Origin of the sequence: uncultured Roseibium sp. (genome assembly GCF_947496995.1) — a bacterium.
Lineage (GTDB): Bacteria > Pseudomonadota > Alphaproteobacteria > Rhizobiales > Stappiaceae > Roseibium.
This window is the reverse complement of record NZ_CANMFD010000001.1, coordinates 728,612-753,570: the sequence shown is the minus strand read 5'-3', so window position 1 is coordinate 753,570 and position 24,959 is coordinate 728,612. Positions and strand designations below refer to the sequence as shown.

Below are 24,959 nucleotides of genomic sequence, written 5' to 3'. Positions count from 1 at the left end.
AGCCAACGTTTCCGGGGCTTCTCGTTTGTCCGGCCTCCGGCAAAGAAATGCCAAGGGTGAAGGCGCCCGGCCAACGGCGCATGAAACGGCGAAAGCCACAAATTGCGCGGGGTTGGCCGGGTCAATGCCGGTTCCGGTTAGCTAGGGACCTGCCTGAACGCAACCTTGCGGGAATTCTCCGCGGCTGGTACGCCTTTTGAGCCATTCCGCTCCTAATGGTTCCGCCTGAATATCGTCCAGTGCATGTCACCCTTGTTGTGGGGCTTGGCATCCACCGTCATTCGTACGCCTTCCCTGACGATTTCCCAGTCGGGATGAAAGCTGTGAAAAAGGCCACTGAAATCACGCCAGTACTGATACCCTTGCCCAGCTTCCTTTTCCGGAACACGTCTAGAGTAGTGCTCGAGTTCCGTAACCTCATGATCAAAGTGCTCGTAAATCAGAACATATTTATTCGAATGCGCAGCCATGTTTTTCATGGTTTGCTCGAGTTTATCTGGATTAATGTGAATAAGTACGCCTCTTGTGAAGACCAGGTCGAATTTTTGGTCGAGTTCGATGTCAATTATCGAACCTTGCCGAACACCGTCAAAACCGTCCGCCAAGAGCATATCTACTGCCGGCTTGTTGATTTCAACTCCGGAAATCGCCAATTCCGGACGCAGATGACGAAGAGCCTTTAGGTTTGCACCAATGTTGCAACCCATCTCGAGAACGGACTGCACGTCCGGCATGCTCTCCAGCAGCATTTCCCAGGTCGGAACTCTTGTTTCCAACCAGTTCTCGTTCGCGTGGTGCACCACATAGCGATAGCCATGACTTCCACTCCACACTCTTTCCTGTGAAGTTTCGTATTGAGCTCCGCCTTCACCGCCTGGCTCGGCCTGCTTGTTGCTCAGATCGATGATGGTGTTCATGCGTTTCCCAAGTTTTGAAATCTGCTTGAGAATCGCGTGAATCTTTTGATTCTGCTGTTCAATTTCAGTATTTTTTTCTTCTAAGAGCTTTTCAAGATTTCTTATCCTGACATCCATCTCGTTTACTTTTGAACTTTGGAAGAAATCTAGAATGCTCATATTGGATCCACTCGCCCCTTTTGTCCTGAAGTCAAACCTGGTGTTTGAAAACCGAAGCCCATGCCAAGACGCCTTAACAGCGCTCACATGGACCACGACATTCATGTCCGACGCAGGTAATACGCTCGGTGATTTCACGCAATACCCGACACTCACATCGAATCGGGTATTATTAATGTTCTTATTCAGCTTTCTAGCTTATTTCGTAAACTATTTGAAGTTTCAACTCGTTCGCAATTTCTCTACCATGTCATCGAAATAGGGCGCGACCTTTTCATGGTAGATTTGATCAATAAAGCTGAGTGTTTTATTATATCCGGCGAATTTTTCGTCAATCTGAGATCTTAGGAAAGCTACCGCCCTGTCGGGAGCATCCATGTCGGCGTCTCTTTCAGCGGCAGACCATGCTTGAATGCATCCGTGAGACAAATCAGAGGTATTCGAGAACCCGAACGACCTAGCATCCTCGACAAGCAATATTGATGGCTTTCTATTTCTGAGAAAACAAATATGGGCATGAAGACGGTACCCTACATGCAGATCATAGTGCTCGTACGCCGACAACTTGTTGACGTCGCCATATAGGTGTAGGCAATCAATGCTAAGTTCTGAAGCTCGTCGTGTTATAACTTTGTATAGATCTTTTGGTACGCTATGCAATGATATGTCGATCTGCGAATTTGGAAATTCTTTCTTTAGCTCTTTCAGCAGAATGATCGATTGTTCCAGATATCTAGTGTGGTGCTGAAGCGAAACGACTATCTTCAGATCGTCCAGTTTGTAGCCCAGATCCCGCCCGATCTTCTCTTCGGAAAACAAGGCGAGATCGCCACTGAAATCGCTTGGAATATTCTGCGACTTCAGTCGCCCTTCAATCAGTCTATCCCTGCAGAAAAAGGGGCCGTGCTGCTCCGCCATCGACCTCAGAAATACAAGGGTTTCCTGATCGTACGGCAATTCAAAACTGTCATGTTCAGGAATGGGATGTTGGTATGAACAACCGAAGGCGAAGAATTTGCTGATGCGATCCAGGTCACTAAATAACGGGTAGATCTCGACAGACGTACCGTTACTGACTGAGAACCCCGGCGCAATTACATTGTGGCGTGACCTTTTTGTGAAGCCATCCAAGAGGTTGCCGCGAAACTGAATTGCCGGCACGAACTCGGGCCAACGCGCCCTGATAAGTCTAAGAGTGGAGTCGGCGATCAGCGCATCACCCACATTCTGGGATTTGTGAGCAGGAAATGTCGTCAGGAAGATATTCTGTTTCATTTATTCCGTTTCACTCGCGTTGCCAGTTGCGTCTCCGGGAGTCTCTCGGACTCAGTCGCTGCCGATAAACTTTTTCAGCTCTTCAACAAGCTTGCTAACCAGAACCTCTTTCTCATCCCCCGGGCGATTTTCTATGTGGGAAATGGATTTGCTCCAGATATCAATCAAGGTCTCGTCATCTCGGCGCCAGTGCAGCTCCGAGGAGTTCGACAAGAGCCAAGACCTGCAACCAACCGCGCCAGCCAATTCAATGGGTGTCGTGGCCACTCCAATAAAAAGATCAAGATTTGTCATTAGCGCAGCAACGCCATCCAAGTCATTATACTGATCCAGTTCGCTCAAATGGATCAGTTTACCTGGGAATCTTTCTTCAACCCACGCCAGTTCTTCGTCACAGTCATCATATTGGAGATTAACAAACTGAACGTTTTCAATCGAAAAAAGCGGCTCTAATTCCCTTATAGTGAAGTAGTGCTCATTTCGCGAGTGGGAAACGACACTACTACGCCAGCACAGACCCACTATTTTCTTTTCCTTTGGCAGTATGTCAGAGTATTTTCTAGCTTTTTCTTCATCAACCTTAAGCCAAGGAACGCCTTCAAAATCTTGGTACCCTTTTATGGCATCCGACAGAAGATCTGTCACAAGACAAATTTCATCTGCCTTTTTGACTTCATCGATTCCTTTATTGTCCAAAGCGTCATGAATGTCCGATCCGGGCAACTCAGAGAAATTCGACAGATCGTTTCTGTTCAGATATCGTACTCTACCCACAGGAGCAAAATTAAATCCGTCAAACGATCTTTGGAAGATTTCTACCAAGCGAGGATCCGTTCCAATCGTTACATTCTTTTGGGGAAGCAAACTGCGTATTTTTTTATACACTGAGGCGAACCTAATTTCGTCACCAGGTCCATAAATAGCTGGCATGAACAGTTTCCGCGCTTCTCCCGACGCCAAGGGAGCGTCGCAGTATTTCTCGGGGAAATACGATCGGACATTGTTTTTTAGTTTTATGTCTCTGAAAAACTTGAACGCCTCTTCAGGCCTTCTAAGCCCAAAGTTTATCTTTCGGCTCAGCATGTCGCCAATATCGACGTTATTGAGCTCTGCATTGTGCATCACGATTTCGGCGTTCTCATAATCGCCCTCCAAGATACACAGCCTTAATCTTTCCCGATATAGTAGCGGTGTTTCAAATACTCCGAGCGCCTGATCACAAATAGCAATTGCTTCTTTCACCTTTCCACCGAATGACAATGCCTGGCACATCGACCATGCCCACATCGCTGTCGATGACTGATTGTTATCGTGCATCATGCGCAGGATCCGTTCTGCGCGTCCCGGGTCCTCCAACGCCAAAAAGCCTCGAACTTTCATGAACGACAAAGTGCCATCCAAGTAGGGAATGTTAGCAATTATTTCCCTGTCACTACTGTGATTCAGTTCGACGTTCTCCACGGATTTTATCGCGTAGTACGCCCTATCGGGACTTACATTTATTGCAAGAGCTGCATCCTTCAGACTTTCTTCTCTGTTATTCACTTGTTTGCAATCAAGATAGATGGCCATGAATTTCTCGAGCCGCTTACTACCTCCGGTTATGATAACCAGATTAGATATTGTAGCTGCATCCAAAAAATCGAACTGGAGACGAAACAACTGCGCCAATTCAAGAAAGATCGCATCAGGCTTGTATCCGAAAAAAATTAACTCCATGAGAATTCTATTCGCAATGTCCAGCTTTTTCTTTGTCAATAAGACCCTAGCCACCTGCAACATATCTTCGAGGACGACCTCATCCAGTTCAAAGTCTTTTGAACCTGCCTCAAAAGCATCATGCTGGCTTTTTATTTCTTTTATAATACTCGCCGTAAAAACATCCTCTTCTTCATATGATTTAAAGAAATCATCTGTAAACTTAAATCTTGAGACAACCGATTTTCCATTTTTTGACGTCAAAAAATCTAGGGCGCGTTGGAAGCTCTTTTCTTCAGCGACTACTTTTGCTGCATTCAAATAAGAATCGAGGATACCGTTTCGTGCTGCGATTCCTGCTAGCCAAATTAGAATTGCTTCCTGATAGCGTGGCACGCCATTCCTCGAAATAATATAACGAAGAGATTGGACTAGTGTCAGATTTCTCACAATTTCTTCTGGAAGTTCACCTTCATATCCAAAAAGATCTGCAAACCAAATCTTTGTTTTTTGAAGACATCTACTTTCCTTCGCTCTCGCAAACACTCCTTTCATGAGTAGCACTCTGTCGCTCATGATTTTATAGGCAGCGGATTGAAACCCGATCACTGGGTTATCAGGAGAGACAAGGTACTTTGGATACTTTAGATAGACACCAGCAAACAACTCAAGAACGGAAAGTGTTCTCCCACGTTTGATGTCGCAACGATCATCGGTTAGCCCCCAACCACTATAAAAGGGGGTCCCGAAAACGGACACTTTAATGCCCCTGACAATCGCCTCCAACCCAGACAACGAACTAAGTGTGTAGACGTGATCTACGGTTTCTAGCAAATCGATAAGAGACTCTGTCGGCTTAGTAAGTGTGACCCTGCTGTCAAGCTCTTTGGACTTGAACCGAGTCTTCGCGTATCCTTTGTATACTTCCGGGTGAGGCCGGTACAAAATTTCAGCGTCTGGGTTTTCGCAGAGTGCCGCGTCAATGATATCCGAAAAGGTAAAATTCTGCGGATTACCTAGACGAACAGCAGCATCACGATCAACTTGCCCGATCACCAGAATTCTTTTTTTGATTTTAGGCCTATTAGTAACTTTTTCTATTAGGTATTCTGGGAGGTTGTACTTCGAAAGCTTGCTTTCAATTAATAGATCTAGGCAATTCCTAGCGTTGAGTTCTAGTTCTCTATCGGAGCTCAAATCAATTTTATCAAGGATATCGGTAAGGTCATTGCGACTAAGCGAGTTATAATACATACCTTTCTTATCGAATACTAACGAGCATGGCGTGGAATGGCTCGCACCGATTTCAGCAGATCTTAAAAACGCATCCTCTACTCTGATCAATGAAATCTTTTTACTGGCGACAAATCGTTCAACGAACTTGGGTGTCGAATACCCCCAATTGTAAACTGCCGCTGGTGTGAAGCTCAGCGACGACATGGCCCAGCGTCCGTAGAATCCCTTTATACTGGGGCGGGCGAATGCAACTCGATATTCTGGCAAATAGTCTGCAATTATCCCAAATTTCCAACGATTAAATCCGAATGCCAGCACGATGGGTGCGTCAGGCTTCTCTTCCCAGTTGGGCCCAGCCAAAAAGAAAGCCGAAAAATCATCGGTAATGTTATTAAGTTTTTTTCTGTAGTGGATTTGATAAGCGTATGGACTACTAGTGCGCTCTACTTTCTTTTTCTTTTTCAAAAATTTAGTAATCGAACCAATTTTGTTATTAGCAATATATTTGCCAAATTCGCTTGCGACATTTTCTGAAAGAATACTTTTCACCGACCAGCTCATTCGCACCGCCACTTTCAAATTTTGAACCTGCTTCAATGTCGAATGGACGTTGAAGCTATTGCACTCAGGAGATCAGATTCCTCGGAATCTTAACTCACAAGCTCCCACGACAATGGTTCACCCCGCCTTATCGCTTGAGCTGCACGTTTACCAAGTACCTTCGGAAGATACTTAGGACGCAAACCGAAACCTGGTCGAATTGAACGAACATTTTCAGTTGTAAATTCTTCTCCTGATTGAATATCTCTTATCGCGTAAAGGGATCTCCTAAGCTGAGACATCTTTTTCTCATCTTCACCCTTGATCCCGTAGTTCACTCGTCCGATGGCAGACCAAGCCGCATGCGTATCTTCAACAAGGCGGTTTAGCTCATCTGGTTCTAGAGAAAACGATGAGTCCGGACCGCCGTCGGTTCGGGACAAGGTCACATGTTTTTCTATGACCGAAGCACCCAGTGTCACAGCAGCGCAAGGCAGCGCTGTGCCAGGAGAATGGTCCGACAATCCAACCACTACATCAAATGCCTTGCTCAGATGCGGGATAGTCGCAAGGTTCGCGTCTTCAGGCTTGCTTGGATACGCACTGACACAATGGAGAAGGCAGATATTGTCGTTGCCAGTCGCTCGAATTGCTTCTACTGCCTCGGCTGCTTCCGGCAGATTGGTCACGCCGATCGAAACTATCATCGGTTTACCAGTACTTGCGGCTTTTTGAATTAAAGGAATGTCCATCGCTTCAAAGGAAGCGATTTTGTAGGCTGGTGCATTCAGTTCTTCGAGAAAATCAATTGCGGTCGAGTCGAAGGGACTGGAGAAAACGGATATCCCAATTGAAGCTGCGAAATCGAATAGTTCCTTATGCCATTCCCAAGGCGTGTTCGCTTCCTGATACAGTTCGTAAAGCTTGCGTCCGTCCCATTGACCGCCCTGCAGAACAAACCCGGGACCGTCATGGTCAATCGTGAGCGTGTCGGCGGTGTAGGTTTGCAACTTGACGGCATCGGCGCCCGCATCCTTGGCAATCTGCATCAGCTTCAAGGCACGCTTGATGTCCCGGTTATGATTGCCTGACAACTCGGCAATTACGTACGGACGTTCCTCTACGCCAATCCGCCTGCCATCGATGGAAATCGTCTTTGATCTCTCGGTCATCACAAAACCCCTTGAGCCTGTAAATCTGTCTTTGCTAGTTCGTATTCAATAGTTCTGCGGGAACCACGTTTTTTGACGAAACCCACCTTCTCGAAAATAGAAACGCTCGCCTTGTTTATTTCCAGAACGCGCGCGGAGCATCGGTCTTTTCCTGTTTCAGCAAAGAACTTTTCTATTGCCTCCGCTAGGACCGGCTGACCCAGTTTGCGGGATCGATACAGCGGATTCAGAGCGATCGAAATCTCCGAACACTCGGATTGAACCTTGTCAAACCGTACATAGCCGACGCCTTCAGTCTCGCCCAGAAGATCTGCCATATACAGGATCGTGTTAACGTCATTTAGGATATTTCCGAACCACCGGACGTGGTCTTCCCAGGGAACCGTTTTTTTCGAAAAGGACATGGTAACGCTCCGGTCGTCGTTTCTCCACGACCAGACGGCTTTCATGTCTTCAAGATTTGCTCGTCGAAAATGCAGCATCCCGCGTCCGGTTCCTTAGCTTGACGACAGAGAAAGGGAAGTCCCTAGTATAGCGGTGCGATCACACCCCACCGTCTACCTGAGCATGTTGCTCAAGTAAAGAAACCACCCGAGTAGCACCGTCGCCATCGCAAAGTGTTGCACCGCGGGCGCCTTTCCTGGCCATTTCCTGAAAATCCCGCAAACGAGATGAAATTGCTTCTGAGAGGTCGCGATCCCGGACAGTTCGCACATCACCCACCAGGGCAACCACGCCGGCGGCGTCGAGTTGTTCCGCTATCTTGAACTGATTGTCGGCCAAGACCAGGAGTACGGTCGGCAAGCCCAATGCGCAGCGCTCCCAAGTGGACGTTCCCCCAGCGCCTATGGCCGCGTCGGCGGTCATCATGAGGTCGGCCATGTTGGTAACGTCGCAATGTATCCGGAACCGGTCGTCGGCGCTGACGAGATCCTCGATCCGTTCCCGGGAGGCAGCCTTGCTGCCGATGACCACGTCGAACCGATCAATAAAGCTGAAGTCTTTCAGGATATCGCAAATTCGTCCGGTGACCCCCCCTAGGTCGGTCAGACCCAGCGATACCAGGATCTTCCTGATTGGCTTGGGATCTTCCCGCCGTACCAAGGACCCTAACCGATGCTCCGCAAACTCCGACCGCAGAAGCGCGTATTCCGTCCCGAGCAGCAGGCGGCACCCTCCGGGGACAAGTCCTTCATAATCCGTCTCGCGCACGCCGTAAGTCTGGTCCAGCAGAAAGTCACAATCATGCGGACGGTCCGCCAGATCGTCGATGACCAGAAGGGTTCCTGCCCAGGTCCGCCAGCGTGTTTCATCTGGTGCCGCTATGCCGTAGTGGTCGATCACCAGCAGATCGAAGCAGTCCGCTGCCTCACCCATCTCTCCCCCGTCAAGCGTGCGGACGGTGAACCCGTTCCACATGTCCTTCGGAATGACCTCGAGCGTCTCCGGAGAGGAAAGGAAGATGCAGGAATGGCCGACCGAGCGGAACACACCGGCAAGCGTCAGGCAGCGCATCACGTGGCCGCCGCCGAGCGTCGCGCCCGCATCCACCCTGAAACCTATCCGCCTACTCATCGGCGTCCTGTTCCTCGTTGGGTCCGGTTCAGACTGCAAGCGGATATGTGATCTGCTCGAAGCCGTCGAATCTGTTCTGCCTTGTATCACTGGAACCGCCTGCCGCGCAAAGTTCGCTCAACCCTGGGGTAGCGCGGCAGACTTCGGCCATTACCGGCCATTCACAGGCGGGAAGTCCCGGCATCGCCTTTTCCAGTGCCTCGAAGAACGCGAGATCGGCGTCCGTGTCGAGCGTCCACCGCAGCGTGTGCGCGACGAGGTCTTGCGGCAAGTGAACATTCAGCTTCTTTAATTCCGGGTTCCTGCGGACCGCCGGCATGACATGTTCCCGGTCATGGTCCGTCGGTTCTTTCCGCAAGGCGGCTTCCAGGACGTCCGCCCGCACCGCTTCCACATCCATGCCATGGGGGAAGCTCGGCGGGGCGTTGTTGGTCGCGAAATCAGCGTCATGGCCGAGCAGGGCATCGACGACCGCGCCGCACACCCGCGGGTCGATGACCGGGCAGTCGGAGGTGACCCGCAGCACGATGTCCGCGCGGGCGGCCCGGGCGGCGCCGACATACCGCGACAGGACATCGCTTTCGTCGCCGCGGAAGACGCTGCAGCCCAGCCGCTCCGCTTCCTGCGCGATTGGATCGCAATCCGGCGTGTCGACGGTCGCACAGACCACCTCGTCGACACCGGGGACCGCCTTGCAGCGCTCGAGACAATGGGCCAGGACGGTTTTCTGTCCCAGGCGCTTCATGACCTTTCCCGGCAGACGGCTGGATCCCATGCGCGCCTGCACGATCGCAACGACCCGAGGCTGCGCCCCGTTGCTCATGAATTCACGCCGACGGCTTTTTTCAGGGCGCCGACAACCCGATCGACATCATCCGGTTCCATTGCCGGAAACAGCGGCAGGGACAGTGTCCGGGCGTAAAAGGCCTCCGCACCTTTCAGTGCCTGTTTTCCGTAAAGCGCGCTGTAGTAAGGCTGCGTGTGGACGGGAATGTAGTGGACCTGGGTCCCGATACCCGCCTCGCGCATGGTCTCCATGACCTCCCGGCGCGAACGTCCGGCGGCGTCAAAGTCAATCCGGGCGGCGTAAAGGTGCTGCGCGGGCAGACTGTCCGGCGCGCCCGCATTGGTCCGGATGAGCGGACCGCAGTCCTGCAGCCGCTCATTGTAGCGGGCAACCAGCGCCTGCCGCCGGGCAACGAAGTCCGGAAGTTTCTTCAGCTGGCTGATGCCGAGAGCGGCCTGCATGTCGGTGATGCGGAAATTGTAGCCGATCGCCTGCATCTCGTAGAACCAGGGATTGGCCGTCTCGCCGTCGAAGGCAAGATCCCGGTTCTGGAAGCGTTCTGCGTCCCGGACCATGCCGTGCGAGCGCAGCTCCGCAAGGCTCTTCGCCAGTTCCGGATCGCGGGTCGACGTTGCCCCCCCCTCGCCGCAGGCGATCGTCTTGACCGGGTGAAACGAGAAATTCGCCATGGTCGAGTGGCGGCAGTCTCCGACAGTGAACGTTCCCTCGGAAGTGGTGTACCTGCTGCCAATCGCGTGGCAGGCATCTTCAACGATCGCCGGAGCCTTGTCCTGCGGCCAGGCGGCAACGATGCCGGCAAGCTGCTCCATCGGCGCCACATGGCCGCCCAGATGCACCGGCAGAACCGCCCGAACCGGGCGACCGCCGGCCTTGGCCAGCGCCGCCTCCACGTCCTGTGCCCGCATAACACCTGTGTCGGGGCAGACATCGGAGAAAATCACGTCGGCACCCACGTAACGCACGACGTTGGCCGTCGCCAGGAACGTGACACTGGGAACGATGCACACATCTCCCGGTCCGATGCCGAGCGCCAGCATAGAAAGATGAAGCGCCGTTGTCCCGTTTGCCGAGGCAACGACCTGCGGGTCGCCGAAAGCGTCGGAGAGCGCCGCCTCGAATCCAGCGACGGCGGGACCCGACGTCAGGAAATCACCACGTAGGACATCGCATACTGCTGCAATGTCGTTTTCATCGATCGTCTGACGGCCATACGGCAGGAAATCAGCCATTCATCACGCCTCGCACTCAAGGCCCAGCAGCGGCAGCCGCAGATCTCAGTGGCTACCTTTGGTCAACAGGTCATCGAGACCGGCAGCGTCGAGCCACTCGGAATTGTTGTCGCTGGTATAGCTGAAGCGGTCGGTGACGCGTTTCACATGCGCCAGATCGAGAAAGCTTTCGCGATTGAATTCGTTGAACGCCGGTTCGATGGCGTACCGGTCGGGAAACTCGACGGTGACGTAGGAGTCATCTTCAGAGATCATAATTTCGTGCAGCTTTTCGCCCGGGCGGATTCCCACGACCTTGTGCGGCAACCCCGGCGCGAGAACCTCCGCGAGATCCGTGATCTTCATGCTCGGAATTTTCGGGATGAAGATTTCTCCGCCCCGCATCATTGCGAAGGAGGAAATCACGAAGGCGACGCCCTGTTCGAGCGTGATCCAGAAACGGGTCATGCGCTCGTCGGTGATCGGCAGTTCCTTCACGCCGCGCTCGAGCAGGCCACGGAAGAAGGGCACGACCGAACCGCGCGATCCGACCACGTTGCCGTATCGCACGACGGCGAACCTTGTTCCGATGTTTCCGCTGAAGTTGTTGGCCGCAACGAAGATCTTGTCGGACGCGAGCTTAGTGGCACCGTAAAGGTTGATCGGGTTGGCCGCCTTGTCGGTCGACAGTGCTACAACATGTTTCACGCGGTTGGCCAGCGCGGCGGAGACCACGTTTTCGGCACCCTGAATGTTCGTGCGCACGCATTCCTGCGGATTGTATTCTGCGGCCGGCACCTGCTTCAGCGCCGCGGCGTGAACCACATAGTCCACTTCCCGCATCGCGAATTGCAGGCGGGCCTGGTCCCGTACGTCACCGATAAAAAACCGGACGGCGCGCATCTTCTCCGGCGGCAGGAGCGCCTGCAGCTCCATGTTGAAGTCGAATTGTTTCAACTCATCGCGCGAATAGACGATGACCTTGCGCGGACTCCGGGTCTGCAAAACTGTTTTTACGAACTGCTTGCCAAAGGAACCGGTCCCGCCGGTCACGAGAATAGTTGCCTCTTCGAACTTGGCAGAGTGATCGGCGTCAAAAATACGATACATGTAAATCTACTTCTCTATGGAATCTGGGAGGCGGCGTTTAAATCCCGTAATTGTCGGGGACTGTCAAGTGGACATTCCGCGCGAGATTAAGAATTCAGGCAACCTGCTGATTTGGCAGGACACAAAATGCTGCATATCGCGTGGTGATGGCGACCACGCTGTCGCTACCGACCGGCAGGTTTGCTACGATGCTGGCTTCGCATACCAGTTCATCGAATAGCTTGAATTTTGCTACGGCGCCGTGTCTTCTTATTACGTAGTTGAAGAAGTGCACTGCCAACTCGCGCCGCCAAACTATTTGCCCTGGATGGTGCGGTCCTGGCGGAAAGGAACCTTCAACTTTCGCTTGACATTATGGATGAGGTTGAACCTGTATCGAAGTTGATATTTCAGACCTTGCCGTTGACGTCGAGAAATCGCTCCAAGACGGTACCCGCACCTAAGCGCTCTCTGGATTCGCCTTCCGTCAACTGCTCTTTCATTGCACCGACGGCCGCGATCAAACGCATCAGACCGACGGACCTGCAGGTTTGCTACAGCTTGAGCGAACATCTCGACTGGGAACCGCATGCGGACGGGGCGACCGCGGCATTAAACAGGCATTCAGCCTAACCCGATCCAAACGAATAACCTAAACTTCCGCTCAGATCAAGTCGAACAGCGCAACGACCGTTCTGCCGTGAAGCTCGTCCAGCGACCGGGGCCCCTCCATCTTGCCGGAATAACCTGCATTGGTATGCATGAAGATTATGTCGCTTGGCTTTATGCAGCAGCGCGAGAGCGTCTCGGACAGGCCATCTGCAGTAATTCCGGTCATGGTGTCCGTTTGTCCCGGATGATGCTGGCCAGGCTGGAGACCTTCCAGAAGGTACAGTTCTGAAAATCGTCTCCATCCAACTTGATGCAGAATTCCTGCTCGGCAGCCTCGATCAGCAAGATGCCCCCCGAAGGAATCGATTTACTCCGCTGCAAAAAGTCGCTGCTTTTACGACAGCTACGATCAACTACGACGCCACCTCTAGCAGGCTGTTGAAAAAGGACTCGTTTCGAACGCCTTGCCGTGATTCATTGTTCCCGAAGATGATTTGGAAGGTGATGGATGCGTGGCGGGGACGAACAGACGGGTGAGCTTTTCAGCTATGTCGATCTTGAGGCGCGGGTTCGGCGGGATCATCCTCTCCGTTCGATCCGAGAGATCGTGAGCGCGGCCCTGACTATTCTGGAGCGGGAGTTCGCTGCTCTGTATTCACCGATTGGGCGCCCGTCGATCCCGCGGGAGAAGCTTTTGCGGGCGATGCTGCTGCAAGCGTTCTATTCTATCCGGTCGGAGCGGCTTCTGATGGAGCGGCTGGAGTACGATCGTCTGTTCCGCTGGTTCGTCGGCATCGGCGTTGATGATCCAGCGTGGGACCACTCGACCTTCTCGAAGAACCGCGACCGGCTTCTGGAAGGTGACATTGCCGCGAAATTCCTGGCGGCAGTGCTGGCCCAACCCAGGGTGAAGAAGCTTTTGTCGACCGATCACTTCTCGGTCGACAGCACGCTGATCGAGGCCTGGGCGTCGATGAAGAGCGTCAGGCCGAAAGAGGCCCCCAAAGACGGTTCGGGTGAACCGCCGGCTGCTGGCGGCGGGCGCAACATCGAGGCGGATTTCCATGGCCAGAAGCGGTCGAACGATACGCATGCCTCGACCACCGATCCGCAAGCAAGGCTCTACAAGAAGGGCAAAGGCAAGGAGGCGAAGCTCTGCTTCCTCGGGCATGGGCTGATGGAGAACCGCAACGGCCTTTTGGTCGATGCCTGCCTGACACTGGCCGACGGTCATGGCGAACGAGTGGCCGCATTGCACATGATCGAGCCCCGCGCCGACCGGCCGCGAGCGGTCACGCTGGGGGCTGACAAGGCCTACGACACACAGGACTTCGTCAATGAATTGCGCGCGATGAATGTATCGCCGCACGTGGCTCAGAACATGAGTGGGCGCCGTTCGGCAATCGACGGACGCACGACGCGCCATGACGGCTATGCTGTCAGCCAACGCATCCGCAAGCGCATCGAGGAGGCGTTCGGCTGGATCAAGACGATCGCCGGGCAGGACAAGACGAAGTTCCGTGGCCGCGACCGTGTCGGATGGGCCTTCACCTTCGCCGCAGCCGCCTACAAGCTGGTGCGGCTGCCCAGGCTCATCGCGGAGACCGGCTAATGGCTAGAGTTCCCGCCTTCGCGAAGGCCTTCGCCGGCCGCTGGCGCATCGTCGAGATGGACAACTGGGACAATGACTTCCTCGACCTTGTCGAAGAAGCGCATCTCACCTTTGACGGCGCGGCGGATGGCGAGAACGCCTTCGGCGCGCTCAAGGGCTTTCTCGACGTTCGCTACGGCGCACGCGACGGATCAGCCTGCGAGCGCGACTGACTTCTTCAACAGCCTGCTAGATCCTGACACCGCCCTTGCCCCACCTCTGGCCGTCTCGTTCGGCCTGTCGGCCTGCGGGCAAGCCCCTGAAGGGTCATGCCCGTGAACGAGCATGGACGGCCACCGGCGCGTCATTCACCCGCTTAAATTCCCCATTGAGCAGTCCAGCATGATCGTTAAATTTTGACCGTACCGAGATAGAAGTGACACCAAAACGAGTAATTCGTATTGACTTCAATCTGTTGATGAAATTTAGTTTATACTAACCGCAACAAATAAGAACTTATTGGATGGCTTGTTCAGGACCGTCTGCAAGGCGCGGCACGCAGATCGGCCTGGTTGCCCGGTCCAGGGACGCAACGTAGTCAGGCGGACCTGAACAAACCACCGGAGGCCATGACATGAGCGCGCTCCGCAGCTTCGCGCGTCTTGGCCGATGCCACGCATCGCCCTGCGACACGCTCCTCGCGGAACGCGCTCATGTCATGGTCAAATAGGTTCTTATTTATTGCGGCTGATATTAATTGTAGAGTTTTATCTTTGCACGCCAGCGTTAAAATAACGCTAATTTTGTACGTTATAATTGTTAGGAGACGACAATGTTTCTCAAACTTGCGGGAACTCTTGCCAAGTTTTTTTGATCCTTTTTAGTTCCAGTTACTTCGCCGTAGCAGAAGAAGATGATCGCTCTGTAAGAATTCAAAGTTCTGTGGTGTTTGGTGCTCTGGAAGCAACCGCGACAAATGTCATTGGCAACAGTCCGGGAAGATGGGCTCTTACCCAAAGGTGGGTAGGTGCAAGCTCTCCCTATGAATATGGCGAAATCCTTGTGTCCGAAAACGAGGACAGCCTTTATAGGCTTTGTCGCGTAGGTGCCACCACCGCTGGAACCGGAACATCAGAACTATTTGTATATGCAAACAATTCAGAACTGCGTGGCTATCCTTCGACAAGATACAGCTTAGATATAAGCTCTTTTATACTTGTTGAAGCAAAACACTTGGCGCTTAGGTACTCTGAGAATGATGTTACTTTGAGCGATTTTTTCTGGGGATCGATCACAAAAATCGACAAGGATTTCCTTAGAGCCTTTAAAGTTGAAAAAGTATCTAACTGGTCAATGACTTGGGAGAAAAAACAAGGCTCTCACCACAATGTGATCCTAACTAAGGATGTACCAGGCAGCTATCAGTTCTGCTTAGATAGTTCAGTCATAGGACCACCAACAAACGGAAAGTATCCGAATAGCGTTGTAGTGCGATTGCTTGTAGATAATAAATATATTAAAGGATTTAACAAAGTGGCTGAGTATGCCTTGTCAGGATGCACTTTTTTTCCGGATCAAATATCGAAGTTCAGCTAGATAGCCGCAGTATTGATATTAATTTTTTTAAAATCACCGGCAGCCTTCATAGAATAACTAAAGAACTTGAAAATAAAAACTAATAATATTATTGTGCAGAATAATTAATACCAAGCGCAATTGATCAGAACAGATGAGCCCATTGCCGGCGGCCGATTGACATTATGGTCCATGGTTGCTCGACAAGCTTGTTCCAAGCCCTGCAGCACAGGTCGAGGATCTCCTTGCAGGACATGAAGACGCGGTTTGAGAGCCAGTTTTCGCGCATGAACTGTCAGACATTCTCTACCGGATTGAGCTCCGGCGCTTTGGGCGGCAAATGCAGGATCGTGATGTTGTCGGGCACTTGAAGCTTTCCGGTCATGTGCCATTCAGCCCGGTCCATAATCAGAACCGCATGCGCCCCGGGAGCAACATGAGCGGAGATTTCATCAAGGTGAAGCTGCATCATGGCCGTGTTGCACCGGAGGACAACAAGACCGGCTGCCGGGCATATGGCGCCGAAGATCCATACTGATTTCGTCCGCCGGTCCTTTGGGGCGACATGCCGGGTTCCCTTGTGCGCCCACTGCCTTGTGATCTTTGTCTTCTGACCGACCCGGGCCTCGTCTTGCCACCAGATCTCTACCGGTGTCCGCAGACCCAGACGAGCTTTGAGGGCCTTGAGTTCTGCGGGGAACCTTTTTTTAAAAGCCTCCAGCGCATCTTCGTTCTGGCCATGGTGGCGCGGACGGGCCGTCAGCTTCACAAAGCCCATATCCTTCAAGGTTCCACGCACCGTGCTTTCGGCCACGCTCAAGCCGAACTCCTCATGGAGCCAGACGACCAGATCCTTGATCCGCCAACGGACCACGCCATGGACTGCCGGGATCGGCCCGTCTTCAACAATCCGCGCCAAGGCCGTGCGGTGTTCAGGTGTCAGCTTGGGCACAGCACCGGGAGGTTTGCGGTCAACGAGCCCCTCCGAGCCTTCAGAGTTGAAGCGCAACACCCAGTCTCGAACAATTTGAAGGGTCACCCCGCCGATCCTGGCCGCCTCAAGGCGCTTGCCACCGTCGTAGATCGAGGCAAGCGCCAGCGAACGCCGCATTCGATTGGCATCGCTTGATTGTTTGGCCAGACGCCGCAGCGTCCCGCCATCAAAATCATCGCGAAGTGAAATCCGGCTACCCATGGCAAACTCCCTGTTTGCCATCGTGAATCATGATTTGCCCTGAAAAGGGAAGCTCAAATATGAGTCACAACCAATTGGGCTTGGTAAAAAGAGCCTATAATTGAAGAGGCCGTAGGGAATCGAACAGACTATTCCGAAACTCCAGTGCGAGTCACCCTCGAAGGATTTCGAGAAAGTATGGAAGTATCCTAAATTCTGTTTGTCTGCCCCTTTGCGGAATGTACATAAGGCCCGTCTTATTTACCAAAAGGACCTGTCCCATGATCCGCACCATCGGCCTTGATTTCGGGACCTCGAACACCGTTGCCGTTTCGGCGGATGGGGGCGGGGGGACGCGGGCGATGGGGTTTCGGGATGGGGAGGAGGCGTTTGCGTCGTTGCCGACGGTGCTGAGCTTTCTGGACATGGGGCCGGCGAAGCGGCCGCATCCGGAGGTCGGGCCCTGGGCGATCCGGCAGTTTCTGGAAAGTTACGGCGATGTGCGTTTCATTCAGTCGTTGAAAACCTTCGCGGCGAGTGCCGCGTTCAAGGGCACCGGCATCTATGGCAGCAGATTCGAGTTCGAAGACCTGATGGCGACCTTCCTGAGGTGCGCCTTCGAGCGGGCCGGCACCGCCGTCGAGCCGTCTTCGGTGCGGCTGGTCGTCGGGCGGCCGGTGGAATTTGCCGGATATAATCCGAACGAGACACTTGCCATGGCGCGTTACCGCGCCGCCTTCGGCAAGCTCGGCTTTGAGGACATCCTCTTCGTGATGGAACCGGTCGGCGCGGCGTTTTCCTATGCGCAGTCGCTGGACAGGGACACCACGATCCTGGTTGCCGATCTTGGCGGCGGCACGACAGACTATTCCCTGATGCGCTTTCACACCCATGCCGGTCACCTGTCGGCAACGCCGCTCGGGCGCGGCGGGATCGGCATTGCTGGCGATACGTTCGACTACCGGATCATCGACAACGTGGTGCTGCCGAGGCTGGGCAAGGGATCCATGTACAAGAGCATGGGCAAGGTGCTGGAAATTCCGCCGAACCTGTTTTCCAATTTCGCCCGCTGGCACCTTCTGTCGATCTTCAAGACGTCCGATGATTTTCGGGAAATGAAGAAACTGCTGCGCTGGTGCCTGGCGCCGGAAAAGATCGAGCTGTTTATCGATCTTGTCGAGGAAGACCAGGGCTATCCGCTCTACAAGTCCGTCTCCGAGACGAAAGCCGCGCTGTCATGCGAAGAAGAAACGGAGCTCGTCTTCGCCCCGCTTGGCAAGGACTTCAGAGCGAGTGTCACGCGCCGCGATTTCGAAAGCTGGATCGCACCGGACCTGCAGAAGATGGACAAGGCGCTGGACACAGCCCTGGAAAAGGCCGGATTGCGGGAAGCGGATATCGACCGGGTGTTCATGACCGGCGGCACTTCCTTTGTGCCGGCCGTCCGCCGGCAGTTCGCCAACCGGTTCGGCGCGGAGAAAACCTCCGGCGGTAACGAACTGACCTCCGTTGCCAACGGCCTGGCGCTGATCGGTGCGCGTGAAGACGCGGCGGACTGGGCGGTCGCCGCCTGAAACTGCCTGCCCTCAGTTGACCGACGGCAGAAAGCTCCGACGAGCATGTCCGGCAATCATGCGATTGCCTTTTGCGGCGCCTTTGTCAGTCGATCAGCTTGACGTCGGCCATCAGGTCGGCCGCTGTTTCCTGCAGCGCTTCGCTCAGCTCCGCCGGGGCCAGGCCGGACGGCAGACGCAGATCGGCGGAGGCCTTGAACAGGGCTTCGCCCTGCATGGAACCGCTCGCGACTTCGGTTTCCAGATGCTCGATGCTGACGCCCTGCTCGCTCAGCACGCGGGTAATGTCCCGCAGGATGCCCGGATGGTCCTGGGACACGAGATCGAGATGGGCAAACGCGCCCTGGGGCACATCGGCGCCGGTCTGGTCGGAGCGGAGCGTGATGTCGATACCGTCCGCGGACAGCGCCCGCAGCTTTACAACCAGCTCGTCCGCCTTGTCGCCGGCGATGACTATGCGCACAATGCCGGCAAATTCGCCGCCAAGGCGGGCCATGGAGCTTTCGATCCAGTTTCCGCCCATACCGGCGATGATGTCGGCCACGCGTTCCACAAGACCCGGCCGGTCCCGGGCTATGACCGTGAAAACAAGATGTGTCTGCATGCCGCCTCTTGGTGTTTCCTGAGCAGTGACCTCATCGGGTCGGTTTTTCTGCTTCCCTATGATTTCATATGAATGCAGGTTGAACCAGACAAATTCAGACTGTTCAAAACGAGCCTGAATTTCGCCGCCGATCCCGCACTCTGGAGATGGAACACCTCACATTGCCGAGCCCGGGAAAGGCTAATTCTGGTTCGGTTGCCATTCATGATACTTCTACCTAATACAGATCCGTTGAAAAATTCAGGTTCGCCGATGCAGCAGATAAAACGTCGCCGTGTAGACAGGTTCTGGCTTACGCTCATCGAGCGCCCGGCGGTTTTCCTGGTGCTGGTTGTTGCCGGACTGGCGCTGCTTCCGGTTGCCGTGTGGCTGGACCTGCGCGCCCTCTCGGACGATTCGCTGAAGTCACAGGCTGTCGATCTGGACCAGGCGATCAGCAAGATCAGAACCTATTACGCACAAAATGTCGTGGCGCGCGTTTTGGACAATCCCGGCACGGTGACGCCGACGCATGAGTATCACGATACGCCCGGCGGCATTCCGATTCCGGCCACGCTGTCCATTGAACTGGGCGAGGTGATCGGCGGCGATGCAGGCAATCTGAAATACCGCTTCGTCTCGGACCTGCCGTTCAGAGAGCGCCAGTCTCACGACCTCGGCGCGTTCGAACAGACCGCACTCGTCGATTTCCGCAAAAGCCGGGACCCGGAAGATGTCGTCATCGGGTACGCGGGGTCATTCTTTGACCGGAAGATCCAGATCGCCTCCCCCGTCATGATGGGAGAAGCCTGTGTCTCCTGCCACAACAGCCATCCGGAAAGCCCGAAGACAGACTGGGCGGTCGGCGATGTGCGCGGCATTCAGGCCATCACCATCAGTCAGCCAATTGCCGCCAACCTCTGGTCCTTCAAGTTCCTGCTGCTGTATTTCGCAGGCGCCGGAGCGATCGGAGCCGCCGTAACCGGCCTGCAATGGCACCAGGCCACCCGCTTCCACAAGATGAACATCAACCTGGCGCAGGCAAATACCAAGATCGCCAGGCTGAACGAGCAGCTCACCTCGGAAAACCTGCGCCTGGGGGCGGAAATCGAGGTCGCCCGCCGGATCCAGATGATGGTCCTGCCGACCAAGGACGAACTCGGCGGCATTCATCAACTGGAGATCGCCGCGTTCATGGAACCTGCCGATGAGGTCGGCGGCGATTATTACGATGTCCTGCAGCTCGATGACCGGGTCAAGATCGGCATCGGCGATGTCACGGGACACGGACTGGAAAGCGGTGTGCTGATGCTCATGGTTCAGTCCATCGCCGTCGCGCTGCAGGAGCGCGGGCCGTCCGATCCGAGGCAATTCCTCGTCGCGCTCAACACCGCGGTCTGCCGCAACATCAAACGCACCAAAACCGACAAGCACCTGACCCTGTCGTTCCTGGATTTCGGGGGGGACAAGGTCACCCTGTCCGGCCAGCACGAAGAACTGATCCTGCTGAAGGAAAACGGCGATTGCGAAATCGTCGATACGGTCGATCTCGGCTTTCCCATCGGTCTTGACGAGGATATCGAACCCTTCATCAAAACCAGGGACCTGCCATTCGGTCCCGGCGACATGATCGTCCTCTATACGGACGGCGTGACCGAAGCCGAAAGCCCGGACGGCGAACTTTACGGTCTGGACCGGCTGGTGGGCAGCGTCCGCAAGCATCGCGCGCCGAAGGCGTCCCTGATCCTTGAGGGCGTACTCAGCGACCTCAAGGACCATATTGGCAGTCAGACGGTGCATGACGACATCACCCTTCTGGTGATCCGCCACAAATAGTTTCCAGACGCCGGCGCCTGGAACCCCGTGTCAGCCCAGGGCTTTTCGCAGCGCCGAAACGCGTTCCACGACGAAATACTCCAGTGCAAGGGCGCACAGGAGCGTAAGTCCGACCAACGGAAACATCAGCGACAGGAACAGCATCAGGACCATGGCACCGCGCCAGTGGGGCATATCGGCGGGAGCCCTTGGCGCGAACAGCCTGAGCGCGGCCTTTTTCGGGCGGCGAAGCCACCACATGACAATGCCGCTGACACACAGCGTCATGACGGCAAGACACACCAGGGTGTTGAGCACCAGGTTCCAGATCCCCATCAGGCCCATGTGAAAAGGGATTCCGACAGCCATCGCCTTGCCGGCGAGCGAATAGTCAGCGAAGGCCACATTCGCCAGAACACGGCCCGTGTGCCGATCCACATGCACCGTGCGGTCGGAGAACGGATCTTCCGCATCCGCGCTCATCGTGTCCTGGTTGATGGTCCAGACGCCCTGATTGCCATTGGGATAGGAAATGCGGTAGCGGGCGTTGAAGCCGATATCCCCAGCGAGCAGAGCCACACTGTCGATGTTGACCGGAACGCCGGGCGGGGTACCGGACTCGCCTGCTTTCGACCCGGAGGCTGGCATGGGTGTCTGTTCCAGCGCCCAGGGCACGTCGGAGATCGCCCCGTGGTTCATGGATGCGTGCGTGTCATCGGACAGCGGGACATTGTCCCATTTTTCCGCCGGAAACGTGCTCCAGGCCTGAACGATCTTGCCGCCCCATATCCCGGTCCAGGACATGCCTGTAATGAGGAATACCAGCAGCAAGACGGAAACAGTCACGCCGACGCTGGAATGAAGCTCCTTCCAGAACGACCGCCCCTTGCCCGCAAGGTCGGGAACGAGTGCGCGCAGGAACGATCTGTCCCGAGGCCACCACAGGTAAAGACCTGTTGCAATAAGCACGATCGACAAGCCCGCGGCGATTTCCAGCAGCCTGTCACCCGTCGTGCCCAGAAGCAGTTCGCTGTGAATGTTGTCGGCGAAATCATACCAGCCCTGCCGGCGGACCCAGCTGTCAACGGCCTCCCCCTTGTAGGGATCGACGGCGACCATCGTCTGGACGCCTCCCTCATTGATCCTGAACACCGAAACATTGTCGGCGGCACGTCCCTTGAGCCATTCGACGATGGTGCCGCCGGGCAAGGTTTTCAGGGCCGCTTCCCCTTGCGCGGAAACGCTCAGGGGCGTTTGGTCCTGCGGGACCGGAACCGTAATATTTTCGCCGTCCCGACCGTCGAAATAGCCGATGTACATCATCATCATTCCGGTGACGGCGAGGACCATCAGAAACGGTACGACAAAAATGCCCGAATAGAAGTGCCACCGCCAGGCAGCCAGATAAAACCGGTTCGGCACCGGCATAGGCCGTGCGCTCTCAAGTGTCTCGCTCATGAGATCTCCATAAACGGGTGTTGTCCGCTGTGAAGCCACAGGGACGACCCGGTATCAATTTGCATTTGAATTCGAAAAGGAAGATCAGCCTGCGAGCGGCGGCGCCCGGGCGTCGTTCTGTCCCCGGACCAGATAGGAAAGCCGGACGTCGGACAGCGCTGGTCGGCCACTCGGCGCGGCGGAGACGGCGATCGGAAACTTGGGCGTTTCGTGAAGGACGGCAAATGCGCCGACACCTGCAAAAAGGCAGTGTCCGGACGCGCTGCGGTCCGGGTCGTCCTGCCCGGAACCAGGGGGGATTTCGACGCCGTTGGCGTCAAGCGTTATGGATTTGAGGCCTTCGGTGGTGCACAGCGTGACCGTGAAACCGCCGTCGGCCTGCACCGCCGGCATGTAGCCCTGCGGCACCAGCCCGGCAAGCAGGAACGGCAGCAGGAGCAATGCCCTGACTGCCATCTTCATATCCGGAAATTGCCGCCGGAAACGCCTCACGCCCCAATACCCCAGTTCGAGAATGGTCCTTCTCTAATTCAACGGGGCGGGAAAGACAAATGCTGAAATCGGCGAAATCGCCAAGGTGTTTTCGTGAGGAAACCTCCGGCTGCCTTTTCCGGACAGGGGATGTCGGATTCGCGCTTGATCCGCCAGAAGGCCTCCCCTAAGGTGCCGCAAACTGACGGCGTCCTTGCAAGGGACTGAAAGCGATTCCGGATGCGGTTGACCCATTCAGGGGACCAAGGCCGGAGCTGTCCAGGGCATTTGCAAAAGCATGTTTCGCGGCAGAATGGCTCGCGGCCGGCTTTTTGTTCTTGTTTGCTTTCATCTCCCTTACCGCCGGCACCATCAACCGCCGTCCCGGCACCTGCCAAATGGGGGAGACTCATGTTCCACCGGACCATTCTTGCCGGCCTCGCCGCCGTATTCATTCCCACGTCCGCCTTCGCTCATGGCGGGCATCTGGGCGAGCTTGCGGGCCATTCCCACTGGATCGGTGCCGCGGCGCTGGCCGGAGCGGCTCTTGTTGCCGGTATCATTGCGCTTCAGGGCCGCAAGAAGAAGCAGACAGACGAGGCTCCGGAAGCCGAAACGGCCGAGGAAGAGACCGCCGGAGAGACCGCCTGATGGCTGACAAACTCGGGCTTATGATCTGCGGTCACGGCAGCCGCAACAAGGGTGCCGTCAAGCAGTTCGCCCAGCTTGCGAAAGGCCTCAAGGCCCGTTTCCCGGACTGGCCGGTGGAATACGGCTATCTGGAATTTGCCAATCCGGTCATCCATGACGGCCTGAACAGGCTGCGGGAAGCCGGATGCACGCGCGTTCTGGCGGTGCCGGGCATGCTGTTTGCCGCCGGTCACGCCAAGAACGACATACCTTCCGTGCTGAACACCTATCAGGCCAAACATCCGGAGATGACGATCTCCTATGGCCGGGAACTGGCTGTCGACACGCGCATGGTGAAAGCCGCCGCGGCACGCATCCAGGAGGCCATCGACACGGCCAACAGCGACGTCCCGCTGCATCAAACGCTGTTGATGGTGGTGGGGCGCGGAGCTTCCGATCCGGACGCCAATTCCAATGTCTCCAAGATCACGCGCATGCTGTGGGAAGGCTTCGGCTTCGGCTGGGCGGAGACCTGCTATTCGGGCGTCACCTTCCCGCTCGTTGGCGCCGGCCTGGAGCACGCGGCGAAGCTCGGCTACAAGCGCGTCATCGTTTTTCCCTATTTCCTTTTCACCGGCGTTCTGGTGCAACGGATTTACGGCACGACCGACGAGGTCGCGGCCGGGCATCCCGATATCGAGTTTCTGAAGGCGGGCTACCTGAACGATCACCCCCAGGTGATCGACACCATGGCGGACAGGGTGCAGGAAATCCTGCAGGGCGCCAACCTGATGAACTGCCAGTTGTGCAAGTACCGCGAACAGGTGCTCGGCTTCGAGGCGGAGGTGGGCCTCGCGCAAGAAAGCCACCACCATCATGTGGAAGGCCTCGGCGCGGAAGCCGAATGCCGGCTTTGCGAGGAAATCTGCACCGGTGCCTGCGAGAAACAGGTGCAGGCCGCCAGCCATCATCATCATGATCACGCGCATGATCACCCGCACACGCATGAGCACGGGCATGGCCACACACATGATCACGACCATGCACATGGGCACGACCACGGTCACCACCACCCTCCCTATCCGCATGCGGACCACCCGCACGGACCGAAGTCGCTGAACCGGCAAGGATCGGGGAAACCGTGAACAGTGAGCCCTGCCAGCCCTACGCCTATGAAAAGGACCCTGCGGCGATTTACCGGCAGTCCTTTTCGATCGTGCGGGCGGAGGCCGACCTTTCACGCCTTCCCGAGGACCTGCATCCGGTGGTCATCCGCCTGATCCATGCCTGCGGCATGACGGATCTGCCGCAGGATCTCGCCTGGTCCGATGGTGTGTCTGCCGCGGCGCAGGATGCCTTCACGAAGGGGAGCGCGGTTCTCTGCGACGTTGAAATGGTGGCGCACGGCATCATCCGCTCCCGCCTGCCGGAAGGTACCGACGTCCGGTGCACCTTGAACGACGCCGCCGTTCCCGGTCTTGCGGCAAAGCTGGGCACGACCCGCTCCGCTGCGGCGGTGGAGTTGTGGCGAAGCCGGCTCGAAGGGGCCGTGGTGGCGATCGGAAATGCGCCGACCGCCCTGTTCCATCTTCTGGAAGCAATTGCAGCAGGCGCTCCGAAACCGGCGCTCATTCTCGGGTTCCCCGTCGGATTTGTCGGCGCGGCGGAATCCAAGGACGCGCTGATCGCCAATCCGTTCGGTATTCCCTTTCTGGCCGTCAAAGGCCGCCGTGGCGGGTCCGCGATGGCCGCTGCCGCTGTCAATGCACTTGCCGCCGGTCTGCCGGAGGAAAAGTGAG

At 55.5% G+C, this 24,959-nt stretch carries 19 protein-coding genes and 4 pseudogenes; 9 read left to right on the top strand and 14 right to left on the bottom strand.

Annotated elements, in window-relative coordinates; all coding sequences use genetic code 11:
* Positions 1–212: 212 nt before the first annotated feature.
* The 10 genes from Q1B40_RS03355 to Q1B40_RS03310 all read right to left on the bottom strand — a co-directional run bounded on the left by Q1B40_RS03355 (position 213) and on the right by Q1B40_RS03310 (position 12,515).
* Complete coding sequence (locus Q1B40_RS03355) at positions 213–1,076, bottom strand: pseudaminic acid biosynthesis-associated methylase (RefSeq protein ID WP_299809985.1); 864 nt, start codon at positions 1,074–1,076, stop codon at positions 213–215.
* 222 nt (positions 1,077–1,298) lie between these two features.
* A complete protein-coding gene (locus tag Q1B40_RS03350; protein WP_299809982.1) occupies positions 1,299–2,351 on the bottom strand; it encodes a polysaccharide pyruvyl transferase family protein in 1,053 nt (350 codons plus the stop codon).
* 51 nt (positions 2,352–2,402) lie between these two features.
* On the bottom strand, positions 2,403–5,846 hold the full coding sequence (locus tag Q1B40_RS03345; RefSeq protein WP_299809980.1) for a hypothetical protein: 3,444 nt from the start codon (positions 5,844–5,846) through the stop codon (positions 2,403–2,405).
* Positions 5,847–5,935: 89 nt separating this feature from the next.
* Positions 5,936–6,997: a pseudaminic acid synthase gene (pseI, locus tag Q1B40_RS03340; RefSeq protein WP_299809977.1), complete on the bottom strand. Its 1,062-nt coding sequence runs from the start codon at positions 6,995–6,997 to the stop codon at positions 5,936–5,938.
* Complete coding sequence (locus Q1B40_RS03335) at positions 6,997–7,479, bottom strand: GNAT family N-acetyltransferase (RefSeq protein WP_299809974.1); 483 nt, start codon at positions 7,477–7,479, stop codon at positions 6,997–6,999. The genes pseI and Q1B40_RS03335 overlap by 1 nt, the downstream gene beginning before the upstream one ends.
* Before the next feature lie 61 nt (positions 7,480–7,540).
* Positions 7,541–8,572: a UDP-2,4-diacetamido-2,4,6-trideoxy-beta-L-altropyranose hydrolase gene (gene pseG, locus Q1B40_RS03330; protein WP_299809971.1), complete on the bottom strand. Its 1,032-nt coding sequence runs from the start codon at positions 8,570–8,572 to the stop codon at positions 7,541–7,543.
* A gap of 28 nt (positions 8,573–8,600) precedes the next feature.
* Complete coding sequence (locus tag Q1B40_RS03325) at positions 8,601–9,395, bottom strand: glycosyltransferase family protein (protein WP_299809968.1); 795 nt, start codon at positions 9,393–9,395, stop codon at positions 8,601–8,603.
* Positions 9,392–10,609 carry a UDP-4-amino-4,6-dideoxy-N-acetyl-beta-L-altrosamine transaminase gene (gene pseC, locus Q1B40_RS03320; protein WP_299809965.1) on the bottom strand — a complete coding sequence of 406 codons (1,218 nt, stop codon included), beginning with the start codon at positions 10,607–10,609 and terminating at the stop codon, positions 9,392–9,394. The genes Q1B40_RS03325 and pseC overlap by 4 nt, the downstream gene beginning before the upstream one ends.
* A gap of 45 nt (positions 10,610–10,654) precedes the next feature.
* A complete protein-coding gene (gene pseB / locus Q1B40_RS03315; RefSeq protein WP_299809962.1) occupies positions 10,655–11,698 on the bottom strand; it encodes a UDP-N-acetylglucosamine 4,6-dehydratase (inverting) in 1,044 nt (347 codons plus the stop codon).
* A gap of 643 nt (positions 11,699–12,341) precedes the next feature.
* Positions 12,342–12,515: a hypothetical protein gene (locus tag Q1B40_RS03310; protein WP_299809959.1), complete on the bottom strand. Its 174-nt coding sequence runs from the start codon at positions 12,513–12,515 to the stop codon at positions 12,342–12,344.
* Positions 12,516–12,797: 282 nt separating this feature from the next.
* On the opposite strand from Q1B40_RS03310, the gene Q1B40_RS03305 reads away from it, so the two are divergent.
* The 3 genes and pseudogenes from Q1B40_RS03305 to Q1B40_RS03295 all read left to right on the top strand — a co-directional run bounded on the left by Q1B40_RS03305 (position 12,798) and on the right by Q1B40_RS03295 (position 15,476).
* Positions 12,798–13,901 carry an IS5 family transposase gene (locus Q1B40_RS03305; protein WP_299809957.1) on the top strand — a complete coding sequence of 368 codons (1,104 nt, stop codon included), beginning with the start codon at positions 12,798–12,800 and terminating at the stop codon, positions 13,899–13,901.
* A pseudogene (locus Q1B40_RS03300) lies at positions 13,901–14,101 on the top strand (hypothetical protein); the annotation flags it as partial. The gene Q1B40_RS03305 and the pseudogene Q1B40_RS03300, both read left to right, overlap by 1 nt.
* Before the next feature lie 595 nt (positions 14,102–14,696).
* A complete protein-coding gene (locus tag Q1B40_RS03295) occupies positions 14,697–15,476 on the top strand; it encodes a hypothetical protein (RefSeq protein ID WP_299809954.1) in 780 nt (259 codons plus the stop codon).
* Positions 15,477–15,600: 124 nt separating this feature from the next.
* On the opposite strand, the pseudogene Q1B40_RS03290 reads toward Q1B40_RS03295, so the two are convergent.
* Positions 15,601–16,650 (bottom strand): annotated as a pseudogene (locus Q1B40_RS03290) (IS630 family transposase).
* Between the two features lie 260 nt (positions 16,651–16,910).
* Here Q1B40_RS03290 and Q1B40_RS03285 point away from each other — a divergent pair.
* Positions 16,911–18,203 carry an Hsp70 family protein gene (locus Q1B40_RS03285; protein ID WP_299809951.1) on the top strand — a complete coding sequence of 431 codons (1,293 nt, stop codon included), beginning with the start codon at positions 16,911–16,913 and terminating at the stop codon, positions 18,201–18,203.
* A gap of 85 nt (positions 18,204–18,288) precedes the next feature.
* Here Q1B40_RS03285 and Q1B40_RS03280 read toward each other — a convergent pair whose 3' ends face one another.
* Positions 18,289–18,807 carry an ACT domain-containing protein gene (locus tag Q1B40_RS03280; RefSeq protein ID WP_299809948.1) on the bottom strand — a complete coding sequence of 173 codons (519 nt, stop codon included), beginning with the start codon at positions 18,805–18,807 and terminating at the stop codon, positions 18,289–18,291.
* Positions 18,808–18,879: 72 nt separating this feature from the next.
* On the opposite strand from Q1B40_RS03280, the pseudogene Q1B40_RS03275 reads away from it, so the two are divergent.
* Both Q1B40_RS03275 and Q1B40_RS03270 read left to right on the top strand, forming a co-directional pair.
* Positions 18,880–19,674, top strand: a pseudogene (locus tag Q1B40_RS03275) (DUF3365 domain-containing protein); the annotation flags it as partial.
* Between the two features lie 153 nt (positions 19,675–19,827).
* Positions 19,828–20,622: pseudogene (locus tag Q1B40_RS03270) on the top strand (PP2C family protein-serine/threonine phosphatase); the annotation flags it as partial.
* Positions 20,623–20,652: 30 nt separating this feature from the next.
* Here the strand turns inward: Q1B40_RS03270 and Q1B40_RS03265 are convergent.
* Both Q1B40_RS03265 and Q1B40_RS03260 read right to left on the bottom strand, forming a co-directional pair.
* Entirely contained in the window at positions 20,653–22,059 is a 1,407-nt protein-coding gene (locus Q1B40_RS03265) for a PepSY domain-containing protein (protein ID WP_299809945.1), read from the bottom strand.
* A gap of 84 nt (positions 22,060–22,143) precedes the next feature.
* Positions 22,144–22,515, bottom strand: coding sequence for a DUF2946 family protein (locus Q1B40_RS03260; RefSeq protein ID WP_299809942.1), 372 nt, complete (start codon positions 22,513–22,515; stop codon positions 22,144–22,146).
* Positions 22,516–22,941: 426 nt separating this feature from the next.
* Here Q1B40_RS03260 and Q1B40_RS03255 point away from each other — a divergent pair, with 426 nt between their 5' ends.
* From Q1B40_RS03255 to Q1B40_RS03245, 3 genes are read left to right on the top strand one after another with little or no spacing between them, the layout of a single operon-like run.
* On the top strand, positions 22,942–23,181 hold the full coding sequence (locus Q1B40_RS03255; protein WP_299809940.1) for a DUF6732 family protein: 240 nt from the start codon (positions 22,942–22,944) through the stop codon (positions 23,179–23,181).
* Entirely contained in the window at positions 23,181–24,305 is a 1,125-nt protein-coding gene (locus Q1B40_RS03250; RefSeq protein ID WP_299809937.1) for a sirohydrochlorin chelatase, read from the top strand. The genes Q1B40_RS03255 and Q1B40_RS03250 overlap by 1 nt, the downstream gene beginning before the upstream one ends.
* Positions 24,302–24,958, top strand: a complete 657-nt coding sequence (locus Q1B40_RS03245) for a precorrin-8X methylmutase (protein WP_299809934.1) — start codon at positions 24,302–24,304, stop codon at positions 24,956–24,958. Before Q1B40_RS03250 ends, Q1B40_RS03245 begins: the two co-directional genes overlap by 4 nt.
* Position 24,959 lies beyond the last annotated feature (1 nt).

Bases quoted from the DNA above. Each gene is read 5' to 3' on its own strand.
- Q1B40_RS03335 (WP_299809974.1), bottom strand. From the start codon at position 7,479: ATGCTGCATTTTCGACGAGCAAATCTTGAAGACATGAAAGCCGTCTGG.
- Q1B40_RS03260 (WP_299809942.1), bottom strand. From the start codon at position 22,515: ATGGCAGTCAGGGCATTGCTCCTGCTGCCGTTCCTGCTTGCCGGGCTG.
- pseB (WP_299809962.1), bottom strand. From the start codon at position 11,698: ATGTATCGTATTTTTGACGCCGATCACTCTGCCAAGTTCGAAGAGGCA.
- Q1B40_RS03285 (WP_299809951.1), top strand. From the start codon at position 16,911: ATGATCCGCACCATCGGCCTTGATTTCGGGACCTCGAACACCGTTGCC.
- Q1B40_RS03255 (WP_299809940.1), top strand. From the start codon at position 22,942: ATGTTCCACCGGACCATTCTTGCCGGCCTCGCCGCCGTATTCATTCCC.
- Q1B40_RS03325 (WP_299809968.1), bottom strand. From the start codon at position 9,395: ATGAGCAACGGGGCGCAGCCTCGGGTCGTTGCGATCGTGCAGGCGCGC.
- pseG (WP_299809971.1), bottom strand. From the start codon at position 8,572: ATGAGTAGGCGGATAGGTTTCAGGGTGGATGCGGGCGCGACGCTCGGC.
- Q1B40_RS03305 (WP_299809957.1), top strand. From the start codon at position 12,798: ATGCGTGGCGGGGACGAACAGACGGGTGAGCTTTTCAGCTATGTCGAT.
- Q1B40_RS03350 (WP_299809982.1), bottom strand. From the start codon at position 2,351: ATGAAACAGAATATCTTCCTGACGACATTTCCTGCTCACAAATCCCAG.
- pseC (WP_299809965.1), bottom strand. From the start codon at position 10,609: ATGGCTGATTTCCTGCCGTATGGCCGTCAGACGATCGATGAAAACGAC.
- Q1B40_RS03345 (WP_299809980.1), bottom strand. From the start codon at position 5,846: ATGAGCTGGTCGGTGAAAAGTATTCTTTCAGAAAATGTCGCAAGCGAA.
- Q1B40_RS03250 (WP_299809937.1), top strand. From the start codon at position 23,181: ATGGCTGACAAACTCGGGCTTATGATCTGCGGTCACGGCAGCCGCAAC.
- Q1B40_RS03280 (WP_299809948.1), bottom strand. From the start codon at position 18,807: ATGCAGACACATCTTGTTTTCACGGTCATAGCCCGGGACCGGCCGGGT.
- Q1B40_RS03265 (WP_299809945.1), bottom strand. From the start codon at position 22,059: ATGAGCGAGACACTTGAGAGCGCACGGCCTATGCCGGTGCCGAACCGG.
- pseI (WP_299809977.1), bottom strand. From the start codon at position 6,997: ATGACCGAGAGATCAAAGACGATTTCCATCGATGGCAGGCGGATTGGC.
- Q1B40_RS03310 (WP_299809959.1), bottom strand. From the start codon at position 12,515: ATGACCGGAATTACTGCAGATGGCCTGTCCGAGACGCTCTCGCGCTGC.
- Q1B40_RS03355 (WP_299809985.1), bottom strand. From the start codon at position 1,076: ATGAGCATTCTAGATTTCTTCCAAAGTTCAAAAGTAAACGAGATGGAT.